Raw genomic sequence first — 25,126 nt, 5'->3', positions numbered from 1 at the left:
GCGGTGTTCCTTGCTGCTGGCACTTGCTTCAAGAAAGTTCGCCGGACCTGCCTAGTGTCCGGCGACAGGTACCTGACGCGGCGGACACCGCGTCAGGGTCGGGAGGATTATGGCTGCGCCGGCTTCAGCTTGACCATCATCAACCGGGAGTTCGCCCAATTGGGAACCGGATCGGTATAAGGATCAGCAATGGTCGGATAGCCTTTCCAGTAGGTGGTATCCATCGACGTGAAGACGTTGTAGGACATCAGCGGAATGGTCGGCATTTCACGGGCCACCAGTTTCAGATAGTCGTTGCCCAGTTCGATGCCCTTGGGATCGTCGGCGCTGACCTTGCGAATGCTCTCGATGATCTTATCGAGCTCGGGATTGGACCAGCGCTGCCAATTGCGCGGCGGCTGGTTTTCACCCTTCTTGGCAACGAATTCCGAATGCCAGCTATCGAGGAAGAAAGAGAGGTCGGGATCGCCGCCCCAGGTTTCGACGCTCCAGGCGATCGCCACCTGGAAGTCACCCGGCTGGAGTGACGTCTGCCACAGGCTGGTGGACGGAACGGCTTTGGAATCGATGCCGAAAGCGGCCCATTGCTGGGCAATCAGCGTGCCGGCGCGGGTGAAGACCGAGCGGGTGTCGCCTTCGACACTCATGCGGATCTTGAACGGCTGGCCATCTGGCGTCATCCATTTGCCGCCAGTCTTCTTGAAGCCTGCCTTTTCCAGAAGCTCGGCTGCAGCCTGGGGATCCGGCTTCCACCAGCCGTAGCCGAACGCGGTGTTGATGGCTGCCGGATCGGTCGGGATCTGGTCCTTGAATTTCGGCTGCTTGCGCAGGATATCGGCGATCTGTTGGCCGACCGTCGGGTCATAGGGCTTGATCTTACGCTTGCCGGTATCGATCTCGAACGTCTTGAGCCAGTCCTGCAATGGCGCCTGGTAATCCTTCATGGCGATGGCCGTTGGCGGAACGCCAAGCGCCGAAAGAGTGGCGGCGCCACGGTAGCTCGCCATATCCACGGCCTTGATGTCGATAAGCAGCGCGAGCGCCCAGCGCACATCCGGATTCTGGAAGGTGGGATCCTGCGTGTTGAAGATCACGGCAGGAAGCGTCGGGTCGGGATGAGCGAAGGGGAAGCCGGGGAACCAGCTATCGACTGTCTTGGATTTCTCCTTGAGCGTGAACATGCCCTCGGGCGTGTTGTCATGGATAATATCCAGATTGTGCTCGATCTGAGCGATGGTGCGTTTATCCGGCGGGCCTGGATCGACATAGGTGACATATTTCGGCGCCGGCTCGCCGAAGCGGGCAAGCGAGGTGCGCTGCCAGTCGTCGCGCTTCTCCCAGGTGTACCATTTGCCTTGGGGATCATAGGCCTTCAGCTTATAGGCCCCGAGCGAGATGGGATTGGCGAAATCATACCGAACCGGATCGGCCACTTTCTCGAAAATATGCTTCGGCATGATCCAGGCGCCGTTCCAACGAACGGTGAAGAGCGCGTGAAAGCGGGAATTGGGCTTCTTGAGTTTGAAGACGACGGTATAGGGATCGGTCGCCTCGACGCTTGCCACCTGCACAGAGAAGGCCGCACTCCAAACCATGCCGGGATGGTCCATCTGCGTCTTGACGGTATAGACCACGTCGTCGGCGGTGAATTCCACGCCGTCGCTCCAATAAAGCCCCTTGCGCAGCTTCACGGTCATCTCGGTGAAGTCGGCATTATATTGCGGCTTGTCGGCAGCCAGGGAATTGTCCCAGGTCGAGCCGCCAAGTCCCTGTTCGGGATCGATATACCAGAGCGTATCCATGGTCAGTTGCTGCAGGCCGGTCGAAACGCCGCCGCCGCCATTGACCCAGATATTGAACCAGCCGGGATTCTTGATCGTCCCTTCCGGATTCTCGACGATGAGCGTCTCCTTGCGCGGCAAGGAGGTATAGTCATCGGCCTTCGCTGCCGCCATCAGGCCAAGTGTGGCCAGGGCGACGCCGAATGCAAGCTTCTTCCAATGCTGCATGATCTCCTCCCTTTGAGAGCGACGAGAGAGCGGCCGCAGGGACGCCTGGCACGTCGCAGTTTGTCGGTTCGCAGCCGCGTCAGGACCGAGCAAGTCAGGTCCTGGGCTTCTGCGAACCATTCCTCCGGCTCGGTTGCCTCCTCGCAACGCGCGCCGGATATGCCTCGGTCAGGGCCGGTAGCCCTGCCGGCAAATGGTCGTCACACCGACAGCCGGATGACGCTGTAGGACAGCGGCTTCAGCGCCGCCCGCAGCCTGCCATCCTCGATTTTTGCGGTTTCGACATGGACCGGGACGACCGTTTCCGGCCGCGTGGCGGTGTTGACCGCCTGCAGGTCGCCGTGGGTCATCTCCACCTGCTCGACAATGCGGGCATTTGCAAAGCCGTCCAGGCGGGCGTCGAAATCGAGCGCAGTCTGCGTGTGGCGGTTGACGGCGAAGAAGGTCAGGGTCTTGCCGTCGTCGGAAAGAACGGCTGACGCATCGAGATACGGAACGTCGTTTGCCTCGTCGCAATCGTAGGTCGGACCGTCGGTGATCAATTGTAGCGCCGATCCACGCCCATATTTCGAGGCGAAATAGAAGGGATAGTAAATCGTCTGACGCCAGGCCGGGCCGCCATCCTCGGTCATGATCGGGGCAATGACGTTGACGAGCTGGGCGATGCAGGCGATGCGCACGCGATCCGAGCGGCGAATGAAGGTGTTGAGAATGCCGCCCACCTGCAGAACGTCTTCGAAATTATAGACGTCTTCCAGCAAATGCGGCGCATCCGGCCATTCATCACGAGCAAGGATCTCCTTGTCCTGCTGGTTGGAATGGTACCAGACATTCCACTCATCGAAGGAAATGCCGATCGTCTTCTTCGACCGCTTCTTCGCCTTGATATAATCGATGACGCCACCGATGGTGACGATGTAGCGGTCGAGCTTTTCGGCCTTGGCCAGATAGTTGAGCGTGTTCTTTTCGCGATTGGCGAAATACATGTGCAATGAGATATGATCGGCGCTGTCATAGCACTGGTCCAGAACCTGCGCTTCCCAATCGGGATAGGTCTTCATGTCAGAATTCGACGAGCCACAGACGACCAGTTCCAGAGATTTGTCGAAGCCGCGCATGGCCTTCGCCGTCTCATCGGCCAGCCGGCCATATTCATAGGCTGATTTGTGGCCGACTTGCCAAGGGCCGTCCATCTCGTTGCCGAGGCACCACAATTTGACATCATGGGGATTTGTCCAGCCATGCTTGCGGCGCAGGTCCGACCAATAGGTGCCGCCGGGATGATTGCAATATTCGAGGAAATTGCGAGCTGCATCCAGGCCGCGCGAGCCGAGATTGACGGCAAGCATCGGCTTGGTATTTGCCTTCTTGCACCAGTCGACGAATTCGTTCACGCCGATCTGGTTGCTTTCGCGGGTGCGCCAGGCAAGGTCGAGACGGACCGGGCGCTCCGAGCGCGGGCCTACTCCATCTTCCCAATTATAGGCCGATACGAAGTTGCCGCCGGGATAACGGCAATAGGGCGTATCGAGCTGGCGAACGAGATCGATGACATCGCGCCGGAACCCGTGCTCATCGGCAGTCGGATGTCCGGGCTCGTAAATGCCGCCGTAAATCGCCCTGCCGAGATGTTCGAGGAACGAGCTGTAAAGTCTGGAATCGATGGTCGCGACCTGGAAATCGCGATGGACAATGACGTTCGCCTTCAACGAACCCTCCCATTTATGCATCAGATTTCTTGTTTTCTTGTATCTATCTTGATAGCGATAAATGGCAGTGTCAATTGTGCCGCGCTTTTGATTTTTCCCGTGCAAATTCCTGAAAAATCTATTTAATTACAAGTAGTTCTCCTTGCGGATGGGTGGCTTGGAACGGGAAGAGAATGCGGTTTAGTAATCAGGATTTCCGATATCTATCTTCAAACATACAGCCGCATGACGATGTCTCGGCCATAATTTCCAAAGCCGCGGCCGAAAATATTGACCCCGCCGGTGTTGCTGGCATTTTCGGCGATGCCGATGCGGAGCCGGATGGAGGAATGTTGGGCAAGGGCGAGGTCGCTGACGGTGACATTGGAGGCGGCCATGCCGTCGATGAAGGTGCCGCGGGTGGAAATGCGCCAGGTCTTCAGCTTTCCGTATTGCGAACCCTCGAGCTTCCACCATGCGGGCGTAAAAGCACCACGCTTGTCGCCATAGTCGCCCGGCGAGGTCCAGGTTCCAATCGCCATTCCATTAACCCAGAGCGTAATGTCGGAGGGCCAGTCGGGATTGGTGCCCGGCACTTCAGAAGACAATTCCATCGAAAATTCGATGGCGCGCACGGTCTTGTTCAAGACCTTGGCATTATTGGGGAATTTATACTCGACATGCCCTCTGCCAAACCAGATGAGACCCGCCTGCATGCGTTGTGGATCCAAGAAATAGTCGGGCACGTCGAGAAGGCCGAGCACAGTTTCGGTGGAGCAGAGACCACAGGGCGCATGAATGTCACAGCTCGTATAGAGACCGACCGGCATCGCAACCTCGATGAAGTCGTCCTTCTGAACGGTCGTGTCCTGGAAACTGATCAGAATTTCATTATAAATCGCGGAGCAAATTTTTTGATTGCCCTTGCGTGCCTTGGCAAGACGGGATTCAACCAGTCCCGCCTCTTCCAAGATCTGAATGCCGGTGGCGACCGTTGACTGAGGCAAAGAGAGCGTTCGCGCCATGTCATTAACGTTCATCGGCCCTTTTGAGCAAAGCAACTTGAGGAGTTGTATGCGTACAGGCGCCGAGAGCGCTCTTATAGCATTCTCGTTCTCGCTGGCGTCGATGGTCAAGAACGAGTGTTCCATTACGCTCCCCAGTATTCTTGAAATTACGTTTTATATCTGAAATCTCGATGTATCAAGACTGACTGGCTAAAATTGACTTCAGTGTCAGTGCCGCCGGCTTTTATTTTTTCCAACTATAGGGGCAGCATCTTCAGAAGCTCAATCGACGATTATCCATTGGAAATCTGTTGCTTGATAGACTGCTGACGTTCACAGGCGCCCGCTAGAGGCGCAGGATAGTGGCTCCGATCAGGATGATGAGGAATGCCGGTGGCAAAAGGACGACTGGCAGGAGCCAGATGCCGAAAAGCGAGTCCGCCTGCGCTTGGTCGGGATGAGCGGGATCGTAAAGGATCGGGAGCTTGGAAAATTTGCATCCGCGATATAGCGCTCTTTGGCTCGCCGATCTCATTGTGTCTGCTAGAAGTAAAAATCTGACAGAAGGTGAGCTGGATGGTGAAATGGCAAGCTAAAGATTTCGGCCCGGACAGCGTTGTCCTTGACGCTGACAAGCTGTCGCGACCGGTTACCGCTGAAGAGCTGGGAAATCAGCTAGTTCGTATCAATCGACTCTGCACGATTCTGTCGCATGTTCTCGATGCGGCAGACATAGCAGTGACGGATCGGGAACGCCTTTGGTCGGAGATCGAGGGGTTTCAGGATCAAAACTTCGAGGCGTACAAAAGTTTGCTCGCGAGCGAATCCCCCGAAGGAGGCCGGACCAGCCCGCCCAAATAAGCAAATGGCCCGTTGAGATGGGATGCAGCAACGGCTATCTGCTGCTAGACCCCCAGCGGATACTCCGCGAACAACAAGGCATAGCCCCCGCATGATCCCAGATTTCCTCGTCACCCATTCCGGCGGTTTCCATGCCGACGAACTGTTGTCCAGCGTCATCCTGACCCGGCTTTTTCCGCAGGCGCGTCTCATCCGCAGCCGGATGCCGGAATGGACCACCCCCGGCCCAGACCGTATCATCTACGATGTGGGCGGCAGATATGACGCCGCCGCGCAGATCTTCGATCACCATCAGCGCGGTGCGCCGCTGCGGGAGAGTGGCCAACCATACAGTTCGTTCGGTTTGATCTGGAAGCATTATGGCCGTGATTACCTCGCCGCCTCGGGTCTTCCCGAAGCGCATATCGAGGCGGTACATGCCTCCTTCGATGCTAGTTTTGTGCTGCCGGTCGATCTCGTTGACAATGGTGCGCTCAGCCCCTCCGTTGCGGGAGCGCTGGCTGGGCTCACGTTGCCGGCGCTGCTGGAAACCTTAAAGCCCGTTTTTGACGAGGCAAACCCCGAGGCCGAAGATCGCGGTTTCCAAAACGCTCTTGCCATTGCCCGAAGTTTCGTCGAGGCGAGGATAGCCCAAAGCGCCGCAAAGTTGCGGGCCGAGGCGCTCGTGCACCAGGCAATCATGGATGCAGGCAAGGGGCGCATTCTGGAACTCCCAATGGGAATGCCCTTCCGCCCCGCCATCGTGAAGGCAGGCGCCGATCACCTGCTGTTTGTCGTTCACCCGCGCGAAAATGATTGGTGTCTGACCGGCATCCGCCGAGCGGATGAGGGGTTCGAGCTGAGGGCAGACCTGCCTGCCTCTTGGGCGGGCTTGACCGATCGCGATCTGGAGGCGGCTTGCGGCATAGAGGGCGCGAGCTTTTGCCACAGCGGCCGCTTCATCGCCGCCGCCAGGACCCGCGAGGCTGCACTCGCCATGGCCGAGCTGGCGGTGACGGAGGCTGAAGTCGGTGTGACCGGCTGACGCTTGCCAGGCAGATGATGGAGCGGTGCCTAGTCGGCGCGCTCGTTCTGAAAGCCTTACCTGATCACTCGTTATCGGCCGGCTTATCGTCCCGCATTTCGCTTTCGCAATTGCCTATGAATTTGCTTTAAAGGGCGGAATGGTAGACTTGACGCAAAGGGACCAATTGTTCGGAGCCTTGCAAGTTCATCACGCCGAGAACATGGGATGGGCAGCGGCGTGACCGCTGCCCATCCCGGATTTCCCAGACCGAAGTTGTCTCAATGCAGAACCGCTAGCCACTGAGACGGAAGGCGATGATTTCCAGCGTCGTGGCCTGACTGGCGGCTGAAGGTGTTGCTTCGATCAGAAGTCTTCCCATTCCTTTACAGCGGCGGCAGTTGCCGTCTTTCCGCCGAAGACGCGGGAGAGCTTGTTGCTGAGGGCGCGGGCCGGAGAGGCAACAGGCTTGGTCGTTTCGCGGACGGCACGCGGGCCGACGGCGTCTTCAAGCCTAAAGTTGCCAATGAGATCCCGTAGCTTCGCGGCCTCCTGCGTAAGATTGGAAGCCGCAGCGGTCGATTGCTCCACCATGGCGGCATTCTGCTGCGTCGTCTGATCCATCGAATTGATCGCCGTGTTAATCTCGGCAAGACCCGTCGACTGCTCCTTTGCGGACACGGCGATCGCATTCATGTGATTGTTGATCTGGCCAATGAAGCCGCCGATGACGTTTAGCGCCTCGCCGGTATCGCGCACCAGCTTGACGCCGCTTTGCACTTCGGTGGTCGACGTTTGGATCAGGCCCTTGATCTCCTTTGCCGCCTGCGCCGAGCGCTGAGCAAGCTCGCGCACTTCCTGTGCGACGACCGCAAAGCCCTTGCCCGCTTCGCCTGCTCGGGCTGCCTCCACTCCGGCGTTGAGCGCCAAAAGGTTGGTCTGGAAAGCGATCTCGTCGATAACGCCTATGATGTTGGAGATTTGCTGCGAGCTCTCCTCGATCCGCCGCATCGCCTCCTCGGCATGAGAAACCACTTCAGCGGATTTCTGCGCGCTCTGATTGGCCTGGCTGGCGACAGTGCGGGCCTCTTCCGTCAGCTTTGTCGACGAACCAACGTTGACGACGATCTCGTCGAGCGCGGCGGCGGTTTCTTCGAGTGAGGCGGCCTGTTGTTCCGTCCGTCTGGAGAGATCCTGTGCACCCGACGAGATTTCGCGCGTGCCATTGTTCATGGCGCCAATGCTGTCCGCGATCGTCGAAAGTGCGGCGCCAAGCTGCTGGACCGACTGATTGAAGTCCCGGCGCAGCGGCTCGAAATCCGGTGCGAAGGCCTCATTGATCTGGAAGGCCAGATCGCCGGCGGCAAGCCGTTTCAGACCTGAGGCGAGATTGTCAGAGGCAAAGCGCAATTGTTCGGCTTCACGCTCCGTGCGGCGCTGGAGTTCGGCGCGTTCGGCTTCCTGATGGCCGCGAGAGGCGGTAGCCTCTTCTTCGAGGCGCCGGTTGGCGACTGCATTCTGTTGGAAGACCTTAACGGCTTCATACATGGCGCCTATTTCGTCTCGACGCGTCACGGAGGCGATATCGACATTCATGTCGCCATCAGCGAGCCGGCGCATTGCTGAGGTCATCAGCTTGATGGGCTTGGCAACGCCGATCATCAACGCGATCGCTGATGCAAACAAGACAAGAACAACGCTTGCGCCGACGATCAAAGAGATCGTTTCCGCTGTTGAAACCGAGGCCGCCAGCGCAGCTCTTGCCTCCTGCGTAAAGTGGCGAGCGTTCTGGATCGAGGCGTCCGTTGCCGTGTGAGTGCGCTCCATAACCTGGTTGATATCCACCTCGGAGACGACGCCCAACGCCGCTTCGACTTCTGCCGGGCTCAATGGCGAGCCATTCTTCTTGGCCATGGCTTCGGTCAAAGCGGAGGCACGTTTTGTTATGAGGCCATCATACTCCCGCAAACCATTGCGGATGTCCTTCAAGACATCAGGCTTCAGAGCGATACTGATGGGCTGCTCAAGGCCATCCCATGCTTGTTGGTCGCTGATTTTGGCTTGGCTGAGCGACGCTTCAACTTCCTTTGCCGTCGTAGCAGAGCCGATTTCATGAGCGGCTGTCCGCATTTCCGCGAGAGATACCGCGGCAGTCTGAATGCCGTTGAGAATCGTTTGTTCACGAGAAACGGCCGCATTCGCCGAACTGATTTCACCGCTGGCGATCTGCTGATTTATGAGAATACCGATGATCAGTACAATTCCGATACCCGACGAAAGCGCAAGCTTCGTACCGATCTTAAGGTTTGCCAAGAAAGACATATGAATCCTTTGTGTCTTCACCGCCGGCAGCCTCCTCCCTTGAAGCCGGGCGTATTGAATGATTTTCAGTTAGAGACGAAAGAAGAAGTGAGCCTTCACGCGTTCTGCGTGGGCCGCATGTCAGCGTTAATTGAAAGATGCGGCGCATCAGTCACATCGCCCTTCAGAGACGCGCAAAGAGCCTCCAAATAATATGCCGCGTTGCTCAGCATCTCACGCTTGCGCGCCAGCAACTGTAAGAGGTCAGGTGCTTCGGGCGCCGTGGAAAAGGTATCCGAGGCTTGGACGTCTGGTCGAGCGCGGTTCTGGGCTGGAAATGGAATGAGGTTAGGCACGACGTTCTCCGGGAACGAAGGAGACAGGGGTGCCGTCATCGGCCCTCTGAAGGTAGTGGAGAAAAGCCGCCACAAATCATTTGCGCAGCGCGAATAGGCTTTCGATTATGCCGGAGAGCAGGAGATTGTCCTTGGAAGACAACCGCGTCTCAGCAACTGCGCCTATGCACTCACGAATTGACGCGAACCCTTAACAAAGATTGGATTTTCGTGGATGCGCCTCGGTTCTCACAACCTCAAGTGAACTTTGCTGCTCAATCTGGATATGTTGGCGGAAACTGGACACGATGGCGCGATCCCATGGTGGTAAGAGCGATCATGAAATAGTGCCGCATTTCGCGGCAGTAAAAACTAAAGGATCGCTATGGCGTGACGAGATTCAGTCCGAACTGTCGCCAGGAAGAACCGCTTAGAGACCGGCCTTAACATTCCGTTCTTTCAAGGAGGCGCTACTGGTACTCGCGGTGCAGATTCTTGGTGTTCCAGAGAGTTGGCCGACACAGAGGCACTCGTCGGGCTTTGACGGCCGTCAGAATATCGGATGCCCCCGTGCCGTTTGCTGCTCGGCGGTTTGTTTGCGCCCACGCAGACTTCCGAAATCTCGACGCCGACCAAATAATATCTGGACGAAGTTGCCATTTGACCTGCCATTGCCTTTCAAGCGGTCCACGCACAAACGAATAATCATATGTCAGACAATATCCTGGTGAAATCCTCGCTGCGATTTCATGGCTCAACCTTCGACGATATGGTCGAAATATACACGAAAAACTTCGGTCCCTTTGAGGCCAGCCAGTTGGGCCGGGGGGCAGATTTCCTTTGGCAGGCCGACTTCCATACCGGAGGGGCAGCAACCTTGGTCACCAGTCACTACCAGGTTGAATGGCAAGCACGTCCTCTGGCCGAAATGCCTGAGTGGCTATCGATTGCGGTACCTCGCATCGGAGGCTGGGGCGTAGCGCTTGGTCGCCGAGTGATTGACGTCAAGCCGGGCCAGGTGCTGCTTGTCAATAACAAGCAGCCGGAACGTTTCTTTCTGCAAGGTGCGCCGAATATGTCCGATGTGCTCCGACTGGACTGGGCGGTCATGAAGCAAACGGTTGCAGCAATGTTTGAGATGCCATTGAATGGCTCACTTGATCTGACGCCGATCCTGGATCTGTCCACGTCAGCCGGTCAATTGGTCGGAAATCTCGTGCAAACGATCATTGCGGGTATGCGCTACAACGGACCGCTCATTCAATCTCCGATGGCGATGTCGTATATGGTCAACGCGCTCGCCGATTTGATATTGCGGACGACGCCACATCAGCTATCTCACCTATTAGCCAAGAAGCCCCACCTGGTTGCTCCCCGGCATGTTCGACGTGCCATCGACTTCATGCACGCAAACATTGACCGGCCAATAACGATGCAAATGGTCGCCGAGGCTGTTGGTGTTTCCATTCGCGCGCTGGAAGGGGGCTTTCGGGCTTTCAGGGAAACAACCCCAATGGCTTATCTGCGGGGGATTCGTCTGCAAGCCGCCCGGGCAGATCTTCTGGATCAGTCCAACCGCACGTCGATCAAAGAGATATGCTTGAAGTGGGGCTTCTTCCATTTCGGAAGATTCGCGGTGACCTATCGGCAGACATTTGGAGAAACTCCATCGGAGACGAGGAAGCGCTCAGGAGCTGAAGGCTGAGTAAGCATATGACAATCCACAAACGTCTTTAGACCCGATCTCCGGGCTGGTTCACTCCAGGGGAAAGTGGCAGGCAACCCCATGGTTCGTCGAGGTTTCAGTCAAAAGCGGGCGGCTTTCATGGCAGATATCTCGGGCAAAGGCACAGCGGGTCGAGAATTTGCAGCCCTTGGGAGGGTTGAGCGGGCTTGGAATTTCGCCCTTGAGCAGGATGCGCTCGCGTCTGCCCCCTTTATGCGGCTGCGGAATGGCTGAAAGCAGCGCCTGGGTATAAGGATGGCGCGGGGCGGCGTAGAGCGTGTCGGTCTCGCCGATTTCCACGATGGAACCGAGATACATGACGGCCACGCGGGTCGAAACCTGGCGAACCACGGGAAGATCGTGAGCGATGAACAAATAGGTGAGGTTCAGCCTCTCACGGAGGTCAGCGAACAGATTGATGATCTGCGCCTGTACCGAAACATCGAGTGCGGAGACCGGTTCATCGGCGACGATCAATTGCGGTTCGACCGCCAGCGCCCGCGCAATGCCGATCCGCTGGCGCTGTCCGCCTGAAAATTCATGCGGATAACGATCGAGATATTCAGGCCTCAGACCCACCAAAGTCATGAGTTCGGCAAGGCGATCCTCGACTTCGGAACCAGTGCGGATCGCGTGGACCTTCAGCACTTCGCCGAGGATATCGCGGACCCTGCGGCGCGGATTGAGCGAGGAGGAAGGATCCTGGAAGATCATCTGCATTTTGCGCCGCACGGGCTTCAGCGCCCGCGCATTCGCCTTGCCGATCTCGATACCTTCGAAGGTGAGGCTGCCCGAAGTCACGTCGTAAAGCCGGGTCATGCAACGACCCAAGGTGGACTTGCCGGAGCCGGACTCGCCGACCAAGCCGAGCGTCTCGCCCGGAAACACGTCAAGGCTGATCTGGTCAACGGCATGCAATATCCGGCCCGAGCCCGGTATCATGGTCTTACCGACGACGAAATTCTTGGTCAGTTGGTGAGCCGAAAGGAGAGGCTTTCGCATTTGGTCGGTGCTCACGCAGCCACCTCCAGGGAAAGAACGGTCCGGCGCAGGGTTTCCCGCTCGTCGCCGTCGAGCACACAGAGCCCGGCCTGATCCTCAAGCCGTCTGAGCGGCGGCCGCGCGTTGCACTCGGCGCGGGCAAATCGACAGCGCGGCGCAAAACCGCAGCCCTCGGGTATGTTTTCGGGTGTGGGCGGCATGCCGCCGATCGAGATCAGCCGCTCGGGTCTTGGGCCGGTCAATGGCGGGATCGAGGCCATCAGGCCCCAGGTATAGGGGTGAAGGGGATGGGAAAAGATAGCTTTCGCCGGACCGCTTTCCACAATACGGCCGGCATACATGACCGCGACCTGATCGGCCACTTCGGCAACGACACCCATATCGTGGGTAATCAGGATGATCGCCGATCCAAAATCCTTGCGCAACCGCAGCAGAAGATCGAGCACCTGCGCCTGGACGGTCACGTCGAGCGCCGTGGTCGGTTCATCGGCGACGATGAGCGCCGGATTGCAGGAGATCGCCATCGCAATGACGGCGCGCTGGCGCATGCCGCCGGAAAGCTGGTGCGGATAGCGCCCGACGGCCTCCGCCGGATTTGCGAAGCCCACCTCCGCCAAAAGTTCGATCGCGCGTTTGCGTGCTGCTCGAGCGGAGAGTTTTTCATGAGCGCGAATCTGCTCTTCTATCTGCCAGCCGATCGTATAGACCGGGGTCAGCGCGGTCATCGGATCCTGCGAGATCAGGCCGATGCCCTTGCCGCGAATGCTTCGCATCCGGCTGGCCGGCAGTTCGAGAATGCGCTCGCCTTGAAAGGCAACCGCGCCGTCGACCCTGGTGGTCTTCGGATCGTGAAGGCCGAGGAGCGACAGAAGCGTTACCGATTTTCCAGAGCCGGACTCGCCGACAATGGAGAGAATTTCGCCCTGGCGAACCGAAAAGGAGACGTCGTCTACAGCCTTGACGAGGCCCTTGTCGGTCGCAAATGACACGGTAAGACCCTTGACGTCCAGAAGCAGAGGCTTGTCGGAACCGGTCATCGTCAACTCCCCCTCACGCGCGGATCGATCAACACGTAGATGATGTCCACGCATGCATTGGCGAGGACGACGAAAAAGGAGGCATACATCACCGTGCCAAGAATCATCGGCAGATCCAGATTGAGCAGCGCCTGATAAGTCAGCCGTCCGACACCGTTGAGGCCGAAGACGACTTCGGTAAGCAGTGCGGCGCCGCCAACCAGTGCGCCGAAATCGAGGCCGAACATGGTAACGAACGGGATCAGCGACGTCCGGAGCGCGTGCCTGAGCATTACCCGCGCCGGGCTCAGCCCCTTGGCACGAGCGGTGCGGATATAATCTTCGTGATAGGCTTCCACCAAGTTGGCGCGCAGGACGCGGCCGTAAATCCCGATATAGAGCGTCGCCAATGTGATCCACGGAATGATCAGCGTCTTGAACCAGCCCAGCGGATCTTCGAAAAGCGGCTTGTAGCCGAGTGCGGGCACCCAGGAAAAAAGCCAGGTATCGTGAAGGCGGCTCTGAGAGATCAGATTCATTACCTCGCCAAGCCAGTAGACCGGCATGGAAACGCCGACGAGCGCAAGCATCATCAGCCCGCGATCGAGTAGGCTGCCCCGTGTCATGGTGGCCACGACCCCGGTCACCACGCCGCCCAGGATCCAGAGAACTGCCGCGCCGAAGACGAGCGACAAGGTCACCGGCGCCGCGACGGCGACTTCCGGCACTACGCGCATGCCGCGATTGACGTAAGAGGCGAGATCCTGCGTCACGAAAAGCCGCTTCATCATGATCGCATATTGCACGGGCAGCGGCCGATCGAAGCCGAATTCGGATCGGATGGCCTGGATAGTTTCCTGAGAGGCATTGCGGCCGGCGATGCGGGCAGCCGGATCGGAGCCGGGCGTCGCAAAGAAGATTAGGAAGACGAGCGCCGAGATGCCGAACATCACGAAGATCATCTGGGTGAGACGCTGGAAGATTGCGACAAACATCCCGGCCCCTCAGACAATCTTGGTGCGCGGATCAAGCACGTCACGGATGCTGTCGCCGACCACGTTAAGGGAGAGAACGGTGAGCGCGATGACGATGCCGGGCGCGAGCGCCACGGCCGGGCGCGTATAGAGCAGCGTCTGCCCATCCTGAATGATTGTTCCCCAGCTCGCATCCGGCGCCTGTACGCCGATCGAAAGGAACGAAAGCGACGACTCGGTGACGATGTTGAGCGCCATCATCAGCGGTATGAAGACGATGAGCATGGTCGATACGTTCGGCAATATGTCCTTGAGCAGAATGCGCCAGGCTGGAATACCGAGCCCGACCGCCGCGAGCACGAATTCGCTCTCCTTGAGCGCGAGCACCCGGCCGCGGACGGGTCTTGCGACATAGGGCACGTAGATGATGCCGATGATGCCGATCGGCAGGAGCAGACTGTCGGCAGTGATTTCAATCGGGCCGATCACAACGCCCTTCGAAATCATCACGATCGAAAGCGAGATCGCCAGCAGATAGACGGGAAACGCCCAGAGAATGTCGAGAATGCGCGACAGCACGATATCTGCGAGGCCGCCGAAAAAACCCGCGGATATGCCGATGGCTGCGGCCAGCACGAGACAGACGGCCGTCGCAGCCGATGCGATCAGCAGGGAATTCCTTCCGCCATAGAGGAGGCGGGCGGCAACGTCGCGACCCTGCGTATCGGCACCGAGGAAATATTGCGTTCCCCAGGTCGGCCCGATCGGAGTCACGCCGAGGCCCAGCCCCTCGGTAGAGGCCTGCATGATCTTCATCTTTTTGCCGTCGACCGTGACCTTGCCGCTCAGGTTGGAGCGGAACGGATCCGTGCCGGCGATATCGGCGGCGTAGAATGGCGCGGCAAGGCTCGACAACACGATCACGAGGAGCAGGAAAACGGCGGCGATCGTTGGCTTGTCGCGTTTCAGGAGCCTCCAGGCCCGCCGCCAGGGACCGGCGCCGCTACGCGTCGCAACGGCGTCGAGCCTTTCGATCTCGGAAGATGGGGTATCGGCCAAGGCGTTCATCTCGCTTTCCCGCACGGGTCATATACAACAGGCACGCATGCAGGCGGCGGCGCTGATCGCGCCGCCGCCTGATGGTTACTTCACCCAGGATTGGGAGATGACCCAGCGGTTCTGCTTGTTGAAGGCATAATTTCCGAGGCGGGCGGAGGTGAAATTCACGCTCTTCGGCGTGAACAGCGGCACCAGCGGCGCTTCAGCCATATAGGCCTTGTCGATCTTGGCCCATTCGGCATTGGCGGCTTTCTCATCGGTCAGCGAAAGGGTCATGGCCGCCTTCATCTTGGCGTCGAGGTCCTTGTTGCAATAGCCGGCGATATTGATCGAGGAATCGCTGCCTTTGTTGAAGCTGCTGCAGGAGAGCAGCACATTCAGAAAGTCCGACGCGGCCGGATAGTCCATATACCACTGGGTAACGCTGATCTGGACGTTGTTGTTGGTATTCTGAATGTAGGCAAACTCGATATTGGGTGAGATCGCCTTCATCGAGGCATCATAGCCGAGCTCGTTGAGGACGCTCTGAATATAGGTGCCGATGCCGCGTGCAACGGCGTTGTCTTCGGCGATCACCGTCACCTTTTGACCCTTCGTGCCCGATTCCTCGACCAGTTGCTTGGCCTTGTCCATATCTGCCTCCGACCACTTCGGGCCGGGGTCCTTGGTATAGATGCAATCATCGACATGGCCGGGGAAATCGGGCGGCAGGATCTGGCAAGTCGGCTGTGCCAGCACTTCCCCCCCGAAGAGCCCGACGAGTGCGTCACGATCGAGCGCATAGTTCAGGGCCTGTCGCGCCTTGATGTTATTAAAGGGCGGTAGATTGACGTTCATCGGCGCGTACCAAAAGGCCGCGAGCGGATCGATGCGAACCTGCTTGGCGTATTTCGAGCCGATCTCAGGCAGGCGATCCGTCGGCGGCGTGTCGAACATCCAGTCCACCTGACCATTGATCACGGCATTGATGCCGGCTTCCTCGGTCATGCCGAACTTATAGTCGATTTCGTCGGCATAGCCGTCCGGCTGCGCATCGACGCTCCATTCCTTGAAATAGGGATTGCGCTTCAACACCATCTTTTCATTCGGGTTGTAGCTTTCGATCATGTAGGCACCGGTTCCCGGTACGGGGCTCGTGCCGGCATCCTTGGCGGGCGTATCGGCTGGGACGATACTCGCATGCGGTACCGCAAGCTTGGCGAAGAACTCCGAATCCGCCGCGGTGAGATTGATGGTGACGGTGCCAGCCTTCTCGTCGGCAATCACACCGCCATCAAGCGTGCAGGTATCACCATCCGCCATGCATTTATCGGCGCCGACGATACCATTGTAGAAACTGCCCATGGTTGGGCCCTTGACCTTGAAGATCCGCTGAAACGAGGCCACGACATCGGCCGGCGTGACGTCCTTGCCGTTCCAGAACTTGATGCCCTTGCGGATCTTGAAGACATAGGTTTTCCCGTCATTCTTGATCTCCGGCATTTCCTCGGCGATCGCGGGCACGATCTTGAAGCCTTCCGTACCACCCGCCTGCTTGAACTTGACGAGGCCGTCATAGCTCATCTGGTAGATCTGCCAATACTGGGCCGTATAGTTGAGCATCGGATCGATGGTGCCGGCCGCCGAAACGGCCGAGAGCGTCATCGTGCCACCGCGATGCTGAGCCATAAGCGCGGCCCGGTCCTCGGCGTGAGCCACCCCCGAAAGCATGGTCTGGGCGAGCAGAAGGCCGGCGAAAGCTGCCCCCGCGCGGAAAAATGTTGTTGTCCGTGTCATCATGATTGTCTGTTCCCTCTTATTATAAATGGTTCGATACCGCTGCTATTTACGACCGGTCCGTTGACAGTCTCTTGCTTTCACGGCGCTTTCTCATTCAGAAATGCGCCAATCTCGGCCATGCAGGCCGCGCGTTCCTCGACATGCGGCATGTGGCTAGACTGTTCAAAGATCCGCCAGCGCACATCCGGGATTTCATCGGCATAGGGTTGCACACAAGCCTCCGTCGCCTCGTCGTAGCGACCAGAGATCAACAGCGTCGGGACATCGATGGTCGAAAGACGACCGACGATCGACCAATCCTTCATCGTGCCAATGACATGGAATTCGTTGGGGCCGTTCATCGTGTAGTAGACGGTCGGGTCCTCGGCTATGGCATCGAAGGTGCGCTTTACCTCCGGCGGCATGGGGACGACGCGGCAGACATGGCGCTCGTTGAAAACGTCTGTTGCCTTGACGTATTCTGGGCTGCCCGTGGTGCCGGCCAGTTCATGCTTGAGCAGCGTGGCCTGCACGTCGGCCGGCAAGGCTTCGCGAAGGCGATTGGCCTCGGAAATCCAGGTTTTCATTGCCGCGGGCGAATTGGCGATCACGAGCGCCTTGAGACCGGCCGGCCGATCGACAGAGAATTCAGCCGACAACATGCCGCCCCAGGATTGTCCGAGCAGGCAATAGGCGTCCCGGATGCCCAGATGGTCGATCAAGTTATGGAGCTCCGCCTTGAAGAAGGCGACCGTCCAGAAATCACCGCCCTTTTCCGGCAGGTGCGTGGACTTGCCATTGCCCACTTGGTCATAGTGGATGACAGCGCGGCCGGTGGCGGCGATATCCTTGAAACTGTCGACATAATCATGCGTGCAGCCAGGCCCGCCATGCGCGACGATCAGCGGCGGCTTGCCGGATGCGAGGTCTCCAGTGATCCGGTACCAGGTCCTGTAACTGCCATAGGGCGCATAGCCTTCGATTACCTCCATATTTCGTCTCCTTCTTGTTCGTCTTCCTAATGTCCGCCGTGGGTACGCCTGTCGTTCTTGCAGATGGCGTCCGCGGCCTCTTCGACCGTCATGCCCCAATCCATCGAGATGCGTCTCAAGCGTTTGAAAGCGGCGGCTTCGCCGGCATATCCCTGCTGCATCAATTGCAATACGGCGCGCACCACGATCGGTCGCTGACGCAATCGGTCCTCGAGCGCACGGATATCATCGGCATGGCTGCGGGCTTTCTGGTAGGCATGCGACGCGATCAGCAGCGCGCTATAGGCGCCTGTCGAGCCGATCGGTTTCAGCAGATGCGCGTTCGAGCCCTGGGCGAGCACCCATTCGATCCGCCCCGGCGCTTCCGAGCCGATCAGCGCGACGAGCGGCATGGGCGAAAAACCAGATGGCCAGGGAAATTGCTGGTCGTGTCCCATGTCGGCATCGAAGAACACCACATCGGCCTGTGCATCCTGCTCATCGAGCTGCGGCCAGACGGCCTTGACCTGGATGTGCAGCGACTCCAACTGGCGCGTCAGCGCCTCGACGGACGGATGCGGTCGATGCAGGATCACCGCGCGCCAAGTGGAAAACATCGGTCGTTCGAAGCGGCTCATTTGACCACCTTCAGTCCCGCGCCCGGCCCATAAACGCTCGGCCTGCCGGGAAAAATCGAACGCACCAGATAGGGGTCTGCCTCGACAACAGGGGTTTCGGTGTCAAAAATCTCGAAACCGCCCTCGCTGTCAGACCTGCCGATATACGGCCGCAAACCGGCGTAATGGGTGCGCGGATCAAACGAAATCGGCCCAACGGGCGTATCGAAACGCCGCTGCGTCACCACTTTGCGGATCAAATCCGGATCGTCCGTGCCGGTATCGGCGATCGCCTGGGCCAGGACGGAAACCGCCATATAGGCGAAGGCAAATGGCCCTGTGACCGGCCGGCCGTCGCCACGGCGAGCTGCCAATCGCGTCTTGAAACGCCGATTTTCCTGAGTGTCGAGCCTGTCCAGATAGATGTTGGTGACGATGTGCCCAGCCTTGGCTTGCGAACTCAGGTCGGTGAGATCGATTTCCGAAAGATTGCAGGCCACGAGCGGCCGGCGTTCGGCGCTAAAATCGACGTTCTCCTCACGCAGTTCCGCATAGGCCCGGATGAACGCATGGGCGGAACGGCCAACAAGGTTGGAGAGGATGAAATCCGGCCGCTTCAGGCGGATTTCGGCAATCAGGTGATCGACCTCTTCCGAACCGAGCGGCACGAAGCGCTCTGCCAGCACCTCGCCACCCGCCGCCTCGGTCAGCTCGCGGGCGATGCGGCCAATTTCCCAGCCCCAGATATAGTTCGAGCCGACGATGAACGGCCGCCGGCCGTAACGCGGCAAGACGTAGTCGAACAGCGGCAACAGATGCTGGTTCGGACAGGCGCCCAGATAGATGACGCTGTCACTCGTCTCATAGCCCTCGTGCGGAAAGGCGTACCAGAGCAGCGCGCCGTGGCGTTCGACGACTGGAAGCACTTCCTTCCGGCTCCAAGACGTGATCGCGCCGACGATGTGCCGACATCCCCTTTGCCGGATGGCGACCTCGGCGAGTTCGGCATAGCGTTCCGCACTCCCGGCTGGGTCATCGACACGCGGGTCGAATTGGAAGAAATAGCTGGAATCACCGTTGAGTTCGGCGATTGCCGCCAAGGCTCCGTCCACCGCATCGCGGCCCAGCGTCGCATAAGTGCCCGTCGTCGAATAAAGAAGTGAGAGAGGGACGGGCTTTCGGATCATAGGATGTTCCGCAACCCACCGAATGGGCAGCGGCCGATTGCACGCCGCTCGAAAGACAAAGGACTATCCTCGTTGGGGGTATTCTTGATCACGCCAAAATCTCGGTTTGAACGCTTGGCACGACCGACCAAACGGCACGAAAAAAGCCCCGTCCGCAGGGTGTGCGGAAAGCGGGGCTCATTTGCCGTTGGCGATCAATGCCATTTCTTGCTTTAACGCTATGACAAGCTCACTTTATAGTCAATTAGAAATCATGCTCATTTTTCAATCATTCGCCTGCGCCCAATCCGGCAATACCGCGCCGCGGCTGGGTTAGGCGCTGGGATATGGGGCGCCATCTTCCCGGGCAATCCTCAAAGCAAGGTTAACTGGGAACATTGAGACGGCGTTAACTTACATGCCATGATAAAAATGGGCCTGTCGCATGTTTTGTTGGCTATAGCATCATTGTTAAGCTTCTGGTGCTACCGCTATCCAGAAGACAAATATTGGCGTTCAATATGCAAACTATTGATATCGAGGCAATTACTCAAAAAGCAAATTCCAGCCTACAGGAAGCGTGGCATCTTGGATGTACGGGCCGCTCGGTTGAGGCACTTACACTTGCCAGCCAAATTCATGCCGATGCCAAGTCGCGGGGCGACGATCGCATTGCCGCCCAATGCGACACGGATATAGCCTGGTATTGTTTGCAGATTGGCAAGGCCGAACTCGGGATAACGCATGTCCGCAGGGCGGTAGACTTCTGGAAATTGAGTGGGGAGCCCATCCAGGAAGCCTATGCCCGGGCGTATCTCGGATGGTTGTTTCTGGAATTGGGCTTGCCCGAGGAAGCGATCGAAGAGGCTACCCGCGCGTTGGATTTGGCCGACAGGACTGAAGACCTAAAGGTGCAAAGCCTGGCCACCAACGTCATTGGAATTATCTTCTGGTACAACAAGCAGCCTGACCGGGCCATTCTGATGAGCGAGAGATCCGTCGAGCTCGCCAGATCGATCGGCGACAAGACCTATGAATGCTGGTGGCTTATCAATCTTGGCGGTGCCCATTCGGAAGGCGGATATATCGCGCAAGCGCGCGGCGAGCCGGAAGTGGGACACCAGATGCTGATGAGAGCGCTGGAGCTGACGGAAGAGGCGCTCGACATCTCAATCGAGATCGGGGATAGCTGGGCCGCTCGCATTTGTCTCGGCAACGAAGCGGACTACTACAGTCATCTGGGCGAGCATGACAAAGCGCTTCAGTGCATGGTCCGCTATGAGGCGTTTCAGGAGAACAGCTATGTTCGCGACAGGCAGCAATATCTCTACACTTTAGGCCAGGTCCATATCAATTGCGGGAACTTTGTAGACGCCCGATCGCTGTTGCTCGAGGCGCTGGATCTGATCGGCGACGGCGGCAGTTTCGATTCCTATATCCAGATCTATCTTTATCTGTCGCAGGCTTATGAAGGGCTGGGGCAGTTTGACCTGGCGCTGGAGACGCATAAGAAGTTCCACCAGGCATATTTGCAGAACAGCGCCGAGAGAACCCAACAGCGCGCGCGTCTCGCCGAAATCTATTATGAAACCAAGCGGCTCAAGGAAGTCGCGGAGACAGAGTCGAAGCGCGCCGAAACGCTGGAAGCCTCCTATCAGAAATTGCAGGAGGAAACCGATATCCTTGCCAGCGCCGTTTATCTTGACGGGCTGACTGGGCTCTATAACCGCAAATATCTTGACAGCCGCTTCAAGGAGCTGGCGTCCGAGACGCGTCCATATTCCATCGCGATGCTGGATGTCGATCACTTCAAGTCGATCAACGACAACTTCTCCCATATGATCGGCGACCAGGTGCTTAGCGCCATTGGAACCATATTGCGCAACCAGTTGCGGATTACCGATCAGGCGATCCGCTTTGGCGGCGAGGAGTTTGTCGTCCTGCTGGCAGGCCCTCCCGGAGGGGCGGCCGATGTCTGCGAGAGGCTGCGTTCGACGATTGAACGCTGGGACTGGTCGCAAATCTGCAACGGGCTGCTCGTCACGATCAGCATAGGCGTCGCCGGTAGCCTGTCCGCCAATTCTCCGAGCGAGATTTTGGAGATCGCCGATCAGAATCTCTATGCGGCGAAAAAGGGCGGTCGCAACCGGGTTGTTTCGTAGCGAGCGTGCCGTCCAGCGACGTCTCTGTCTGGTAAACGCTGCAAGCATCTAGCTGTGTTGCTGCCCCGTAACCAAAGGCGTACGGGGCAGTTTCTTTGCTCGGCTAACTATTCAAATCCCGCCAAAGCCGCACCGGATTAGAATTCCTCCCAATTGGTAGCCGCGACCGCCAGGTTGCCTTGCGTCGCGTAGGCCTTGGCGAGTTTGGCTCCCAGCGCCCGTGCAGGAGATGCCGTGGGCATGTCGCTTTGCTTAGCTGAGCGAGCCCGGGATACCGATGCCTTGCCGATGTTGAATTCACTGAGCATTGCAGCGATGCGACCGACCTCCAGCGTGAGTGCATGGCTGGCGGCGGTGGATTCCTCTACCATCGCGGCATTCTGCTGCGTGCCCTGATCCATCGAGTTGACGGCTGTATTAATTTCCTGCAGGGCGGTTGCTTGCTCTGTGGATGCTCGAACGATCGCGCCGATATGCCGATCAATCTCCTTGACCTCGTCAGCGATGACCGTAAGCGCTTCTCCGGTTTCTCCAACAAGAGTCACGCCCGCCTTTACCTGCTCGCCCGAATTGTTGATCAGTTCTTTGATCTCCTTTGCGGCCTTGGCCGAGCGCTGGGCGAGTTCGCGAACCTCCTGCGCGACGACGGCAAAACCCTTACCTGCGTCGCCGGCTCGAGCCGCTTCGACACCGGCATTCAGCGCCAGCAAGTTCGTCTGGAAGGCGATTTCGTCAATCACTCCGATAATATTCGAGATTTCCCGCGAAGAGCCGTCGATTGCACCCATTGCGGCGACCGCTTGCCTCACGATGTCACCGGATTTTTCGGCGCCGATACGAGCCTTTGCAACCAGTTGTCCAGCTTCCTCGGCACGCCGGCTGGAATCCTTGACCGTGGTGGTGATTTCCTCAAGTGCAGCAGCGGTCTCCTCGATGGAGGCTGCCTGCTGTTCGGTACGCTTGGAAAGATCATCCGCAGCGGACCGAATTTCCTGTGAGCCAGAGTTGATCTGTGAAGCGGCACCATTGATTTGCTCGATCGTCGCCGACAACTGGTCAAGAGCGTTGTTGAAGTTGTCACGCAGAGCGTGATACGCCGCCGGCAGGTCGTCATCGATCCGGTAGCTGATATCCTTGGCGGCGATTGCCGCCATCGCTTTGCCGAAGCTGTCGCAGACGAGCTGGCGTTCCGCGTCGATCGCCTCGGCCTGAGCCTTCTGCTTTGCGATTTCAGCTTCATCGATATAGACCGAGATCGCCAAGTCCATGTCCAACATCACAGCCTTGACGAGACTGGCAAGTGCCTTGCCGAAGTCCGCACTCTTCATTGTTTTTCGTGAGAATATCCCGCCTTTGGGGAAGATTTCCTCGACGGCGCTCTTGATCAGATGGTCGATAATGATGGCGTAGCCGCCAATGTACCATTGTGGCTCCAGGCCGATGCGGGCATGCACAGTGCCGATTGTACGAACCTTGCCGACATATTCCTCATTGAAATTGCCATCGGCGATATTGTGCCAATGGCCCATCTGCGCACCCTTCGCCCGGGCGATGTTCTCCTCCGTGGAGAAAAAGCGGCTGACCTCTGGGCTCTTGCGCAATTGCGCATAGAACTTGTCCAGACCATGGGGCAGTTCGCGTTCGATCAGAGTTTTTAGGGATCGGATGCCAGCGCGACCGTCCTGATCGAGCTGCATGAAGTCGAGGCGGCGCTCGACGTTCTGACGCCGGGTCTTTGCGCCGGCGGCGTCACCGTTGCCTGCGGAATTGGAGCTGTTGTTGGCATGCATGGAGCGACTCGACATTCTCGACCTCGAAAACAATGGGCTTAAACCGCGATTGGGCACATACCTCAATCACATCGAAACCCGTCGTCATGTCGGCGCTGGCGTCCATCCGCCCTTTCGATAAGCCCCAAATTTGGGCGATTTCCTTTATTTGGCGTTAACCAAAGTCAGATCCTCAAGGCACATCGCTAAAGTCTTCGTATATCGGATATTTTCTGCGCTTTTCGGATGGGATGATTTGGCGAATGCAGGGACGCAGCGGCATATGTCTATGCGGCGCTAAGCGCACTCCGAAGAGGAGGCGGGATCGGGAAGGTCCGTCGCCTCAGTTTATGAGGTTCCGGCGAATCGCTTCGGCGACCGCATGGGCGCGATTGGCCGCACCGAGTTTTTTCGTCGCGCTTTTCAGATAGCTATTGATGGTTTCCGGTCGATAATCCGAAGCATCGGCGATTTCCTCACTCGTCAACCCTTTGCTGGCGAGTTCAAGGCTTCGCAACTCACCGTTCGTCAGACGAAGGACGCCGGCGGCGAAGCGATCCATCAAAGGCTTCGTGATTACCCGATGCAGCGGTTCGGCAAAGAAGAGGAGCAAATCCCGCTCGCTTGCTGTGAATTGTTTTTCTCTTGTGAAGCAGACGCCACCGTAGACGACGCCATCTCTCGCCAATGGCACCTGCAAGCGTAGCCCGATCCTGTAGGCCCGCAGCAAATACTGAAGGCGTTGCGAGGGGGGCGAGATGTCAAAAGCTTCTTCGTCACTCAGCGGCGTCGTTCGGTTCAGCGACTGGATGACCAGCGGGTCCGACAGACCGAGCTTTTCTCCGAAGTAAGTATCGATAAAAGCAGGCGGCATATCCGTATCGATGGAATGGCCTCGTCCAATTTGATACCCGGCGAGATCCAGCCCGCCGACAGCGATGTGGCGGAAATCGACCGCCTTCCTGAGCTGTTCCAGCAGTTCGCTGTCGCGTAGCTGTCTATGGGCGGGAACCTCGGAGAGATCCTTGAAATCGCCCAGGTATTTTATTGCAACACAACCCATCGTCATCTCGTCTTTTGCGCGCTGCCCAATTTTGACGTCGAGAAGTTAATGTCATGTTAAAGTTTGCAAGTTTAGGCGCTGCCCAGATCGCCGATCACGAACGTCTCTTACGTAAATTCCGCGGCCATGATCTCAAGTTCATGCCACAGACTGTCGGCAAATCCGCGCAGGACGAGGAGTTCGTAGCAATCCTCGCTGGTGCGGGCGAGGTTGGCGCCGATATGGCCGATCAGCGTCATCACGGCATGGTTGATGGGGAATTGATCGGCATGCAGGTCCACGCCCGTACCCTTTGCCAGGAGCTGACGCACCTGCGGACCCTTGATGCGGATTCGGCTGCGTCCGTGCGTTTGGTCCGCCAGATAGGCGACGGTCGCCAGATGGTCTGCGATGACATCAACATCAACAGCGCCATCGGCGACCAAGAACCATTGTCCGGGACCGGAGTTTCGCAGGCTGAGACCTTCTGTTTGCCCGATCGCCGCCAGAATGCCGGCCTCGGTAACAGCGCCGGGGCGGGCCAATAGCTGCAGGATCACACCGTCGGTGACCGCCTCCAGCGCCAGATTCCCGAGCACCTTTGGTTCCCCGACGCGAAGTGCCGGGCGGCGGATGAGTTCAAATTCGGTCATGGCTGCC

Annotated in this window: 19 protein-coding genes; 4 read left to right on the top strand and 15 right to left on the bottom strand. The window is 58.1% G+C overall.

Translation table 11 applies throughout. From position 1 onward, the window contains the following. Window positions 1–107: 107 nt before the first annotated feature. The 3 genes from PH547_RS25245 to PH547_RS25235 form a co-directional block, all read right to left on the bottom strand. The gene (locus tag PH547_RS25245) at window positions 108–2,009 is read right to left on the bottom strand and encodes an ABC transporter substrate-binding protein (RefSeq protein ID WP_104825991.1); all 1,902 of its coding nucleotides are present in this window, start codon (window positions 2,007–2,009) and stop codon (window positions 108–110) included. 200 nt (window positions 2,010–2,209) lie between these two features. Beyond that, window positions 2,210–3,718, bottom strand: a complete 1,509-nt coding sequence (gene arfA, locus PH547_RS25240) for an arabinosylfuranosidase ArfA (protein ID WP_104827814.1) — start codon at window positions 3,716–3,718, stop codon at window positions 2,210–2,212. A 209-nt stretch (window positions 3,719–3,927) separates the two neighbouring features. Then, entirely contained in the window at window positions 3,928–4,848 is a 921-nt protein-coding gene (locus PH547_RS25235; protein ID WP_104825992.1) for an ArsR/SmtB family transcription factor, read from the bottom strand. A 432-nt stretch (window positions 4,849–5,280) separates the two neighbouring features. Here PH547_RS25235 and PH547_RS25230 point away from each other — a divergent pair, with 432 nt between their 5' ends. Both PH547_RS25230 and PH547_RS25225 read left to right on the top strand, forming a co-directional pair. Beyond that, entirely contained in the window at window positions 5,281–5,565 is a 285-nt protein-coding gene (locus PH547_RS25230) for a hypothetical protein (protein WP_104825994.1), read from the top strand. A 91-nt stretch (window positions 5,566–5,656) separates the two neighbouring features. Continuing rightward, a complete protein-coding gene (locus tag PH547_RS25225; protein WP_283053057.1) occupies window positions 5,657–6,589 on the top strand; it encodes an MYG1 family protein in 933 nt (310 codons plus the stop codon). 345 nt (window positions 6,590–6,934) lie between these two features. On the opposite strand, the gene PH547_RS25220 is transcribed toward PH547_RS25225, so the two are convergent. Then, the gene (locus PH547_RS25220; RefSeq protein WP_285169696.1) at window positions 6,935–8,890 is read right to left on the bottom strand and encodes a methyl-accepting chemotaxis protein; all 1,956 of its coding nucleotides are present in this window, start codon (window positions 8,888–8,890) and stop codon (window positions 6,935–6,937) included. 1,023 nt (window positions 8,891–9,913) lie between these two features. Between PH547_RS25220 and PH547_RS25215 the strand changes: the two genes are divergently transcribed. Beyond that, a complete protein-coding gene (locus PH547_RS25215; protein ID WP_104825997.1) occupies window positions 9,914–10,909 on the top strand; it encodes an AraC family transcriptional regulator in 996 nt (331 codons plus the stop codon). A gap of 51 nt (window positions 10,910–10,960) precedes the next feature. Here PH547_RS25215 and PH547_RS25210 read toward each other — a convergent pair whose 3' ends face one another. The 8 genes from PH547_RS25210 to PH547_RS25175 form a co-directional block, all read right to left on the bottom strand. Beyond that, window positions 10,961–11,947, bottom strand: coding sequence for an ABC transporter ATP-binding protein (locus PH547_RS25210; protein WP_285169695.1), 987 nt, complete (start codon window positions 11,945–11,947; stop codon window positions 10,961–10,963). Beyond that, the gene (locus tag PH547_RS25205) at window positions 11,944–12,969 is read right to left on the bottom strand and encodes an ABC transporter ATP-binding protein (protein WP_285169694.1); all 1,026 of its coding nucleotides are present in this window, start codon (window positions 12,967–12,969) and stop codon (window positions 11,944–11,946) included. Before PH547_RS25205 ends, PH547_RS25210 begins: the two co-directional genes overlap by 4 nt. A 2-nt stretch (window positions 12,970–12,971) precedes the next feature. After that, window positions 12,972–13,943 (bottom strand): ABC transporter permease, encoded by a 972-nt coding sequence (locus tag PH547_RS25200; protein ID WP_285169693.1) that lies wholly within the window; start codon window positions 13,941–13,943, stop codon window positions 12,972–12,974. Between the two features lie 9 nt (window positions 13,944–13,952). Beyond that, window positions 13,953–14,990: an ABC transporter permease gene (locus PH547_RS25195; protein ID WP_283053065.1), complete on the bottom strand. Its 1,038-nt coding sequence runs from the start codon at window positions 14,988–14,990 to the stop codon at window positions 13,953–13,955. 75 nt (window positions 14,991–15,065) lie between these two features. Beyond that, window positions 15,066–16,760: an ABC transporter substrate-binding protein gene (locus tag PH547_RS25190; RefSeq protein WP_285169692.1), complete on the bottom strand. Its 1,695-nt coding sequence runs from the start codon at window positions 16,758–16,760 to the stop codon at window positions 15,066–15,068. 77 nt (window positions 16,761–16,837) lie between these two features. Beyond that, window positions 16,838–17,731 (bottom strand): proline iminopeptidase-family hydrolase, encoded by an 894-nt coding sequence (locus tag PH547_RS25185; protein WP_283053068.1) that lies wholly within the window; start codon window positions 17,729–17,731, stop codon window positions 16,838–16,840. A gap of 26 nt (window positions 17,732–17,757) precedes the next feature. Further along, window positions 17,758–18,348, bottom strand: a complete 591-nt coding sequence (locus PH547_RS25180) for an ANTAR domain-containing response regulator (RefSeq protein WP_283053070.1) — start codon at window positions 18,346–18,348, stop codon at window positions 17,758–17,760. Continuing rightward, window positions 18,345–19,514 (bottom strand): transporter substrate-binding protein, encoded by a 1,170-nt coding sequence (locus tag PH547_RS25175; RefSeq protein WP_285169691.1) that lies wholly within the window; start codon window positions 19,512–19,514, stop codon window positions 18,345–18,347. Before PH547_RS25175 ends, PH547_RS25180 begins: the two co-directional genes overlap by 4 nt. Window positions 19,515–20,014: 500 nt before the next feature. On the opposite strand from PH547_RS25175, the gene PH547_RS25170 reads away from it, so the two are divergent. Further along, entirely contained in the window at window positions 20,015–21,655 is a 1,641-nt protein-coding gene (locus PH547_RS25170) for a diguanylate cyclase (protein WP_483315579.1), read from the top strand. Window positions 21,656–21,792: 137 nt separating this feature from the next. Here PH547_RS25170 and PH547_RS25165 read toward each other — a convergent pair whose 3' ends face one another. The 3 genes from PH547_RS25165 to PH547_RS25155 all read right to left on the bottom strand — a co-directional run bounded on the left by PH547_RS25165 (window position 21,793) and on the right by PH547_RS25155 (window position 25,119). Then, window positions 21,793–23,460, bottom strand: a complete 1,668-nt coding sequence (locus PH547_RS25165; protein ID WP_283053074.1) for a globin-coupled sensor protein — start codon at window positions 23,458–23,460, stop codon at window positions 21,793–21,795. A gap of 307 nt (window positions 23,461–23,767) precedes the next feature. After that, window positions 23,768–24,487: a helix-turn-helix transcriptional regulator gene (locus tag PH547_RS25160; protein WP_285169689.1), complete on the bottom strand. Its 720-nt coding sequence runs from the start codon at window positions 24,485–24,487 to the stop codon at window positions 23,768–23,770. A 107-nt stretch (window positions 24,488–24,594) separates the two neighbouring features. Beyond that, the gene (locus PH547_RS25155) at window positions 24,595–25,119 is read right to left on the bottom strand and encodes a sarcosine oxidase subunit gamma (RefSeq protein ID WP_285169688.1); all 525 of its coding nucleotides are present in this window, start codon (window positions 25,117–25,119) and stop codon (window positions 24,595–24,597) included. Window positions 25,120–25,126 lie beyond the last annotated feature (7 nt).

It is taken from the genome of Rhizobium cerradonense (genome assembly GCF_030182455.1).
Taxonomy (GTDB): Bacteria; Pseudomonadota; Alphaproteobacteria; order Rhizobiales; family Rhizobiaceae; genus Rhizobium.
Note: the sequence above shows the minus strand (reverse complement) of the source record. Positions and strands in the feature narration are given on the sequence as shown.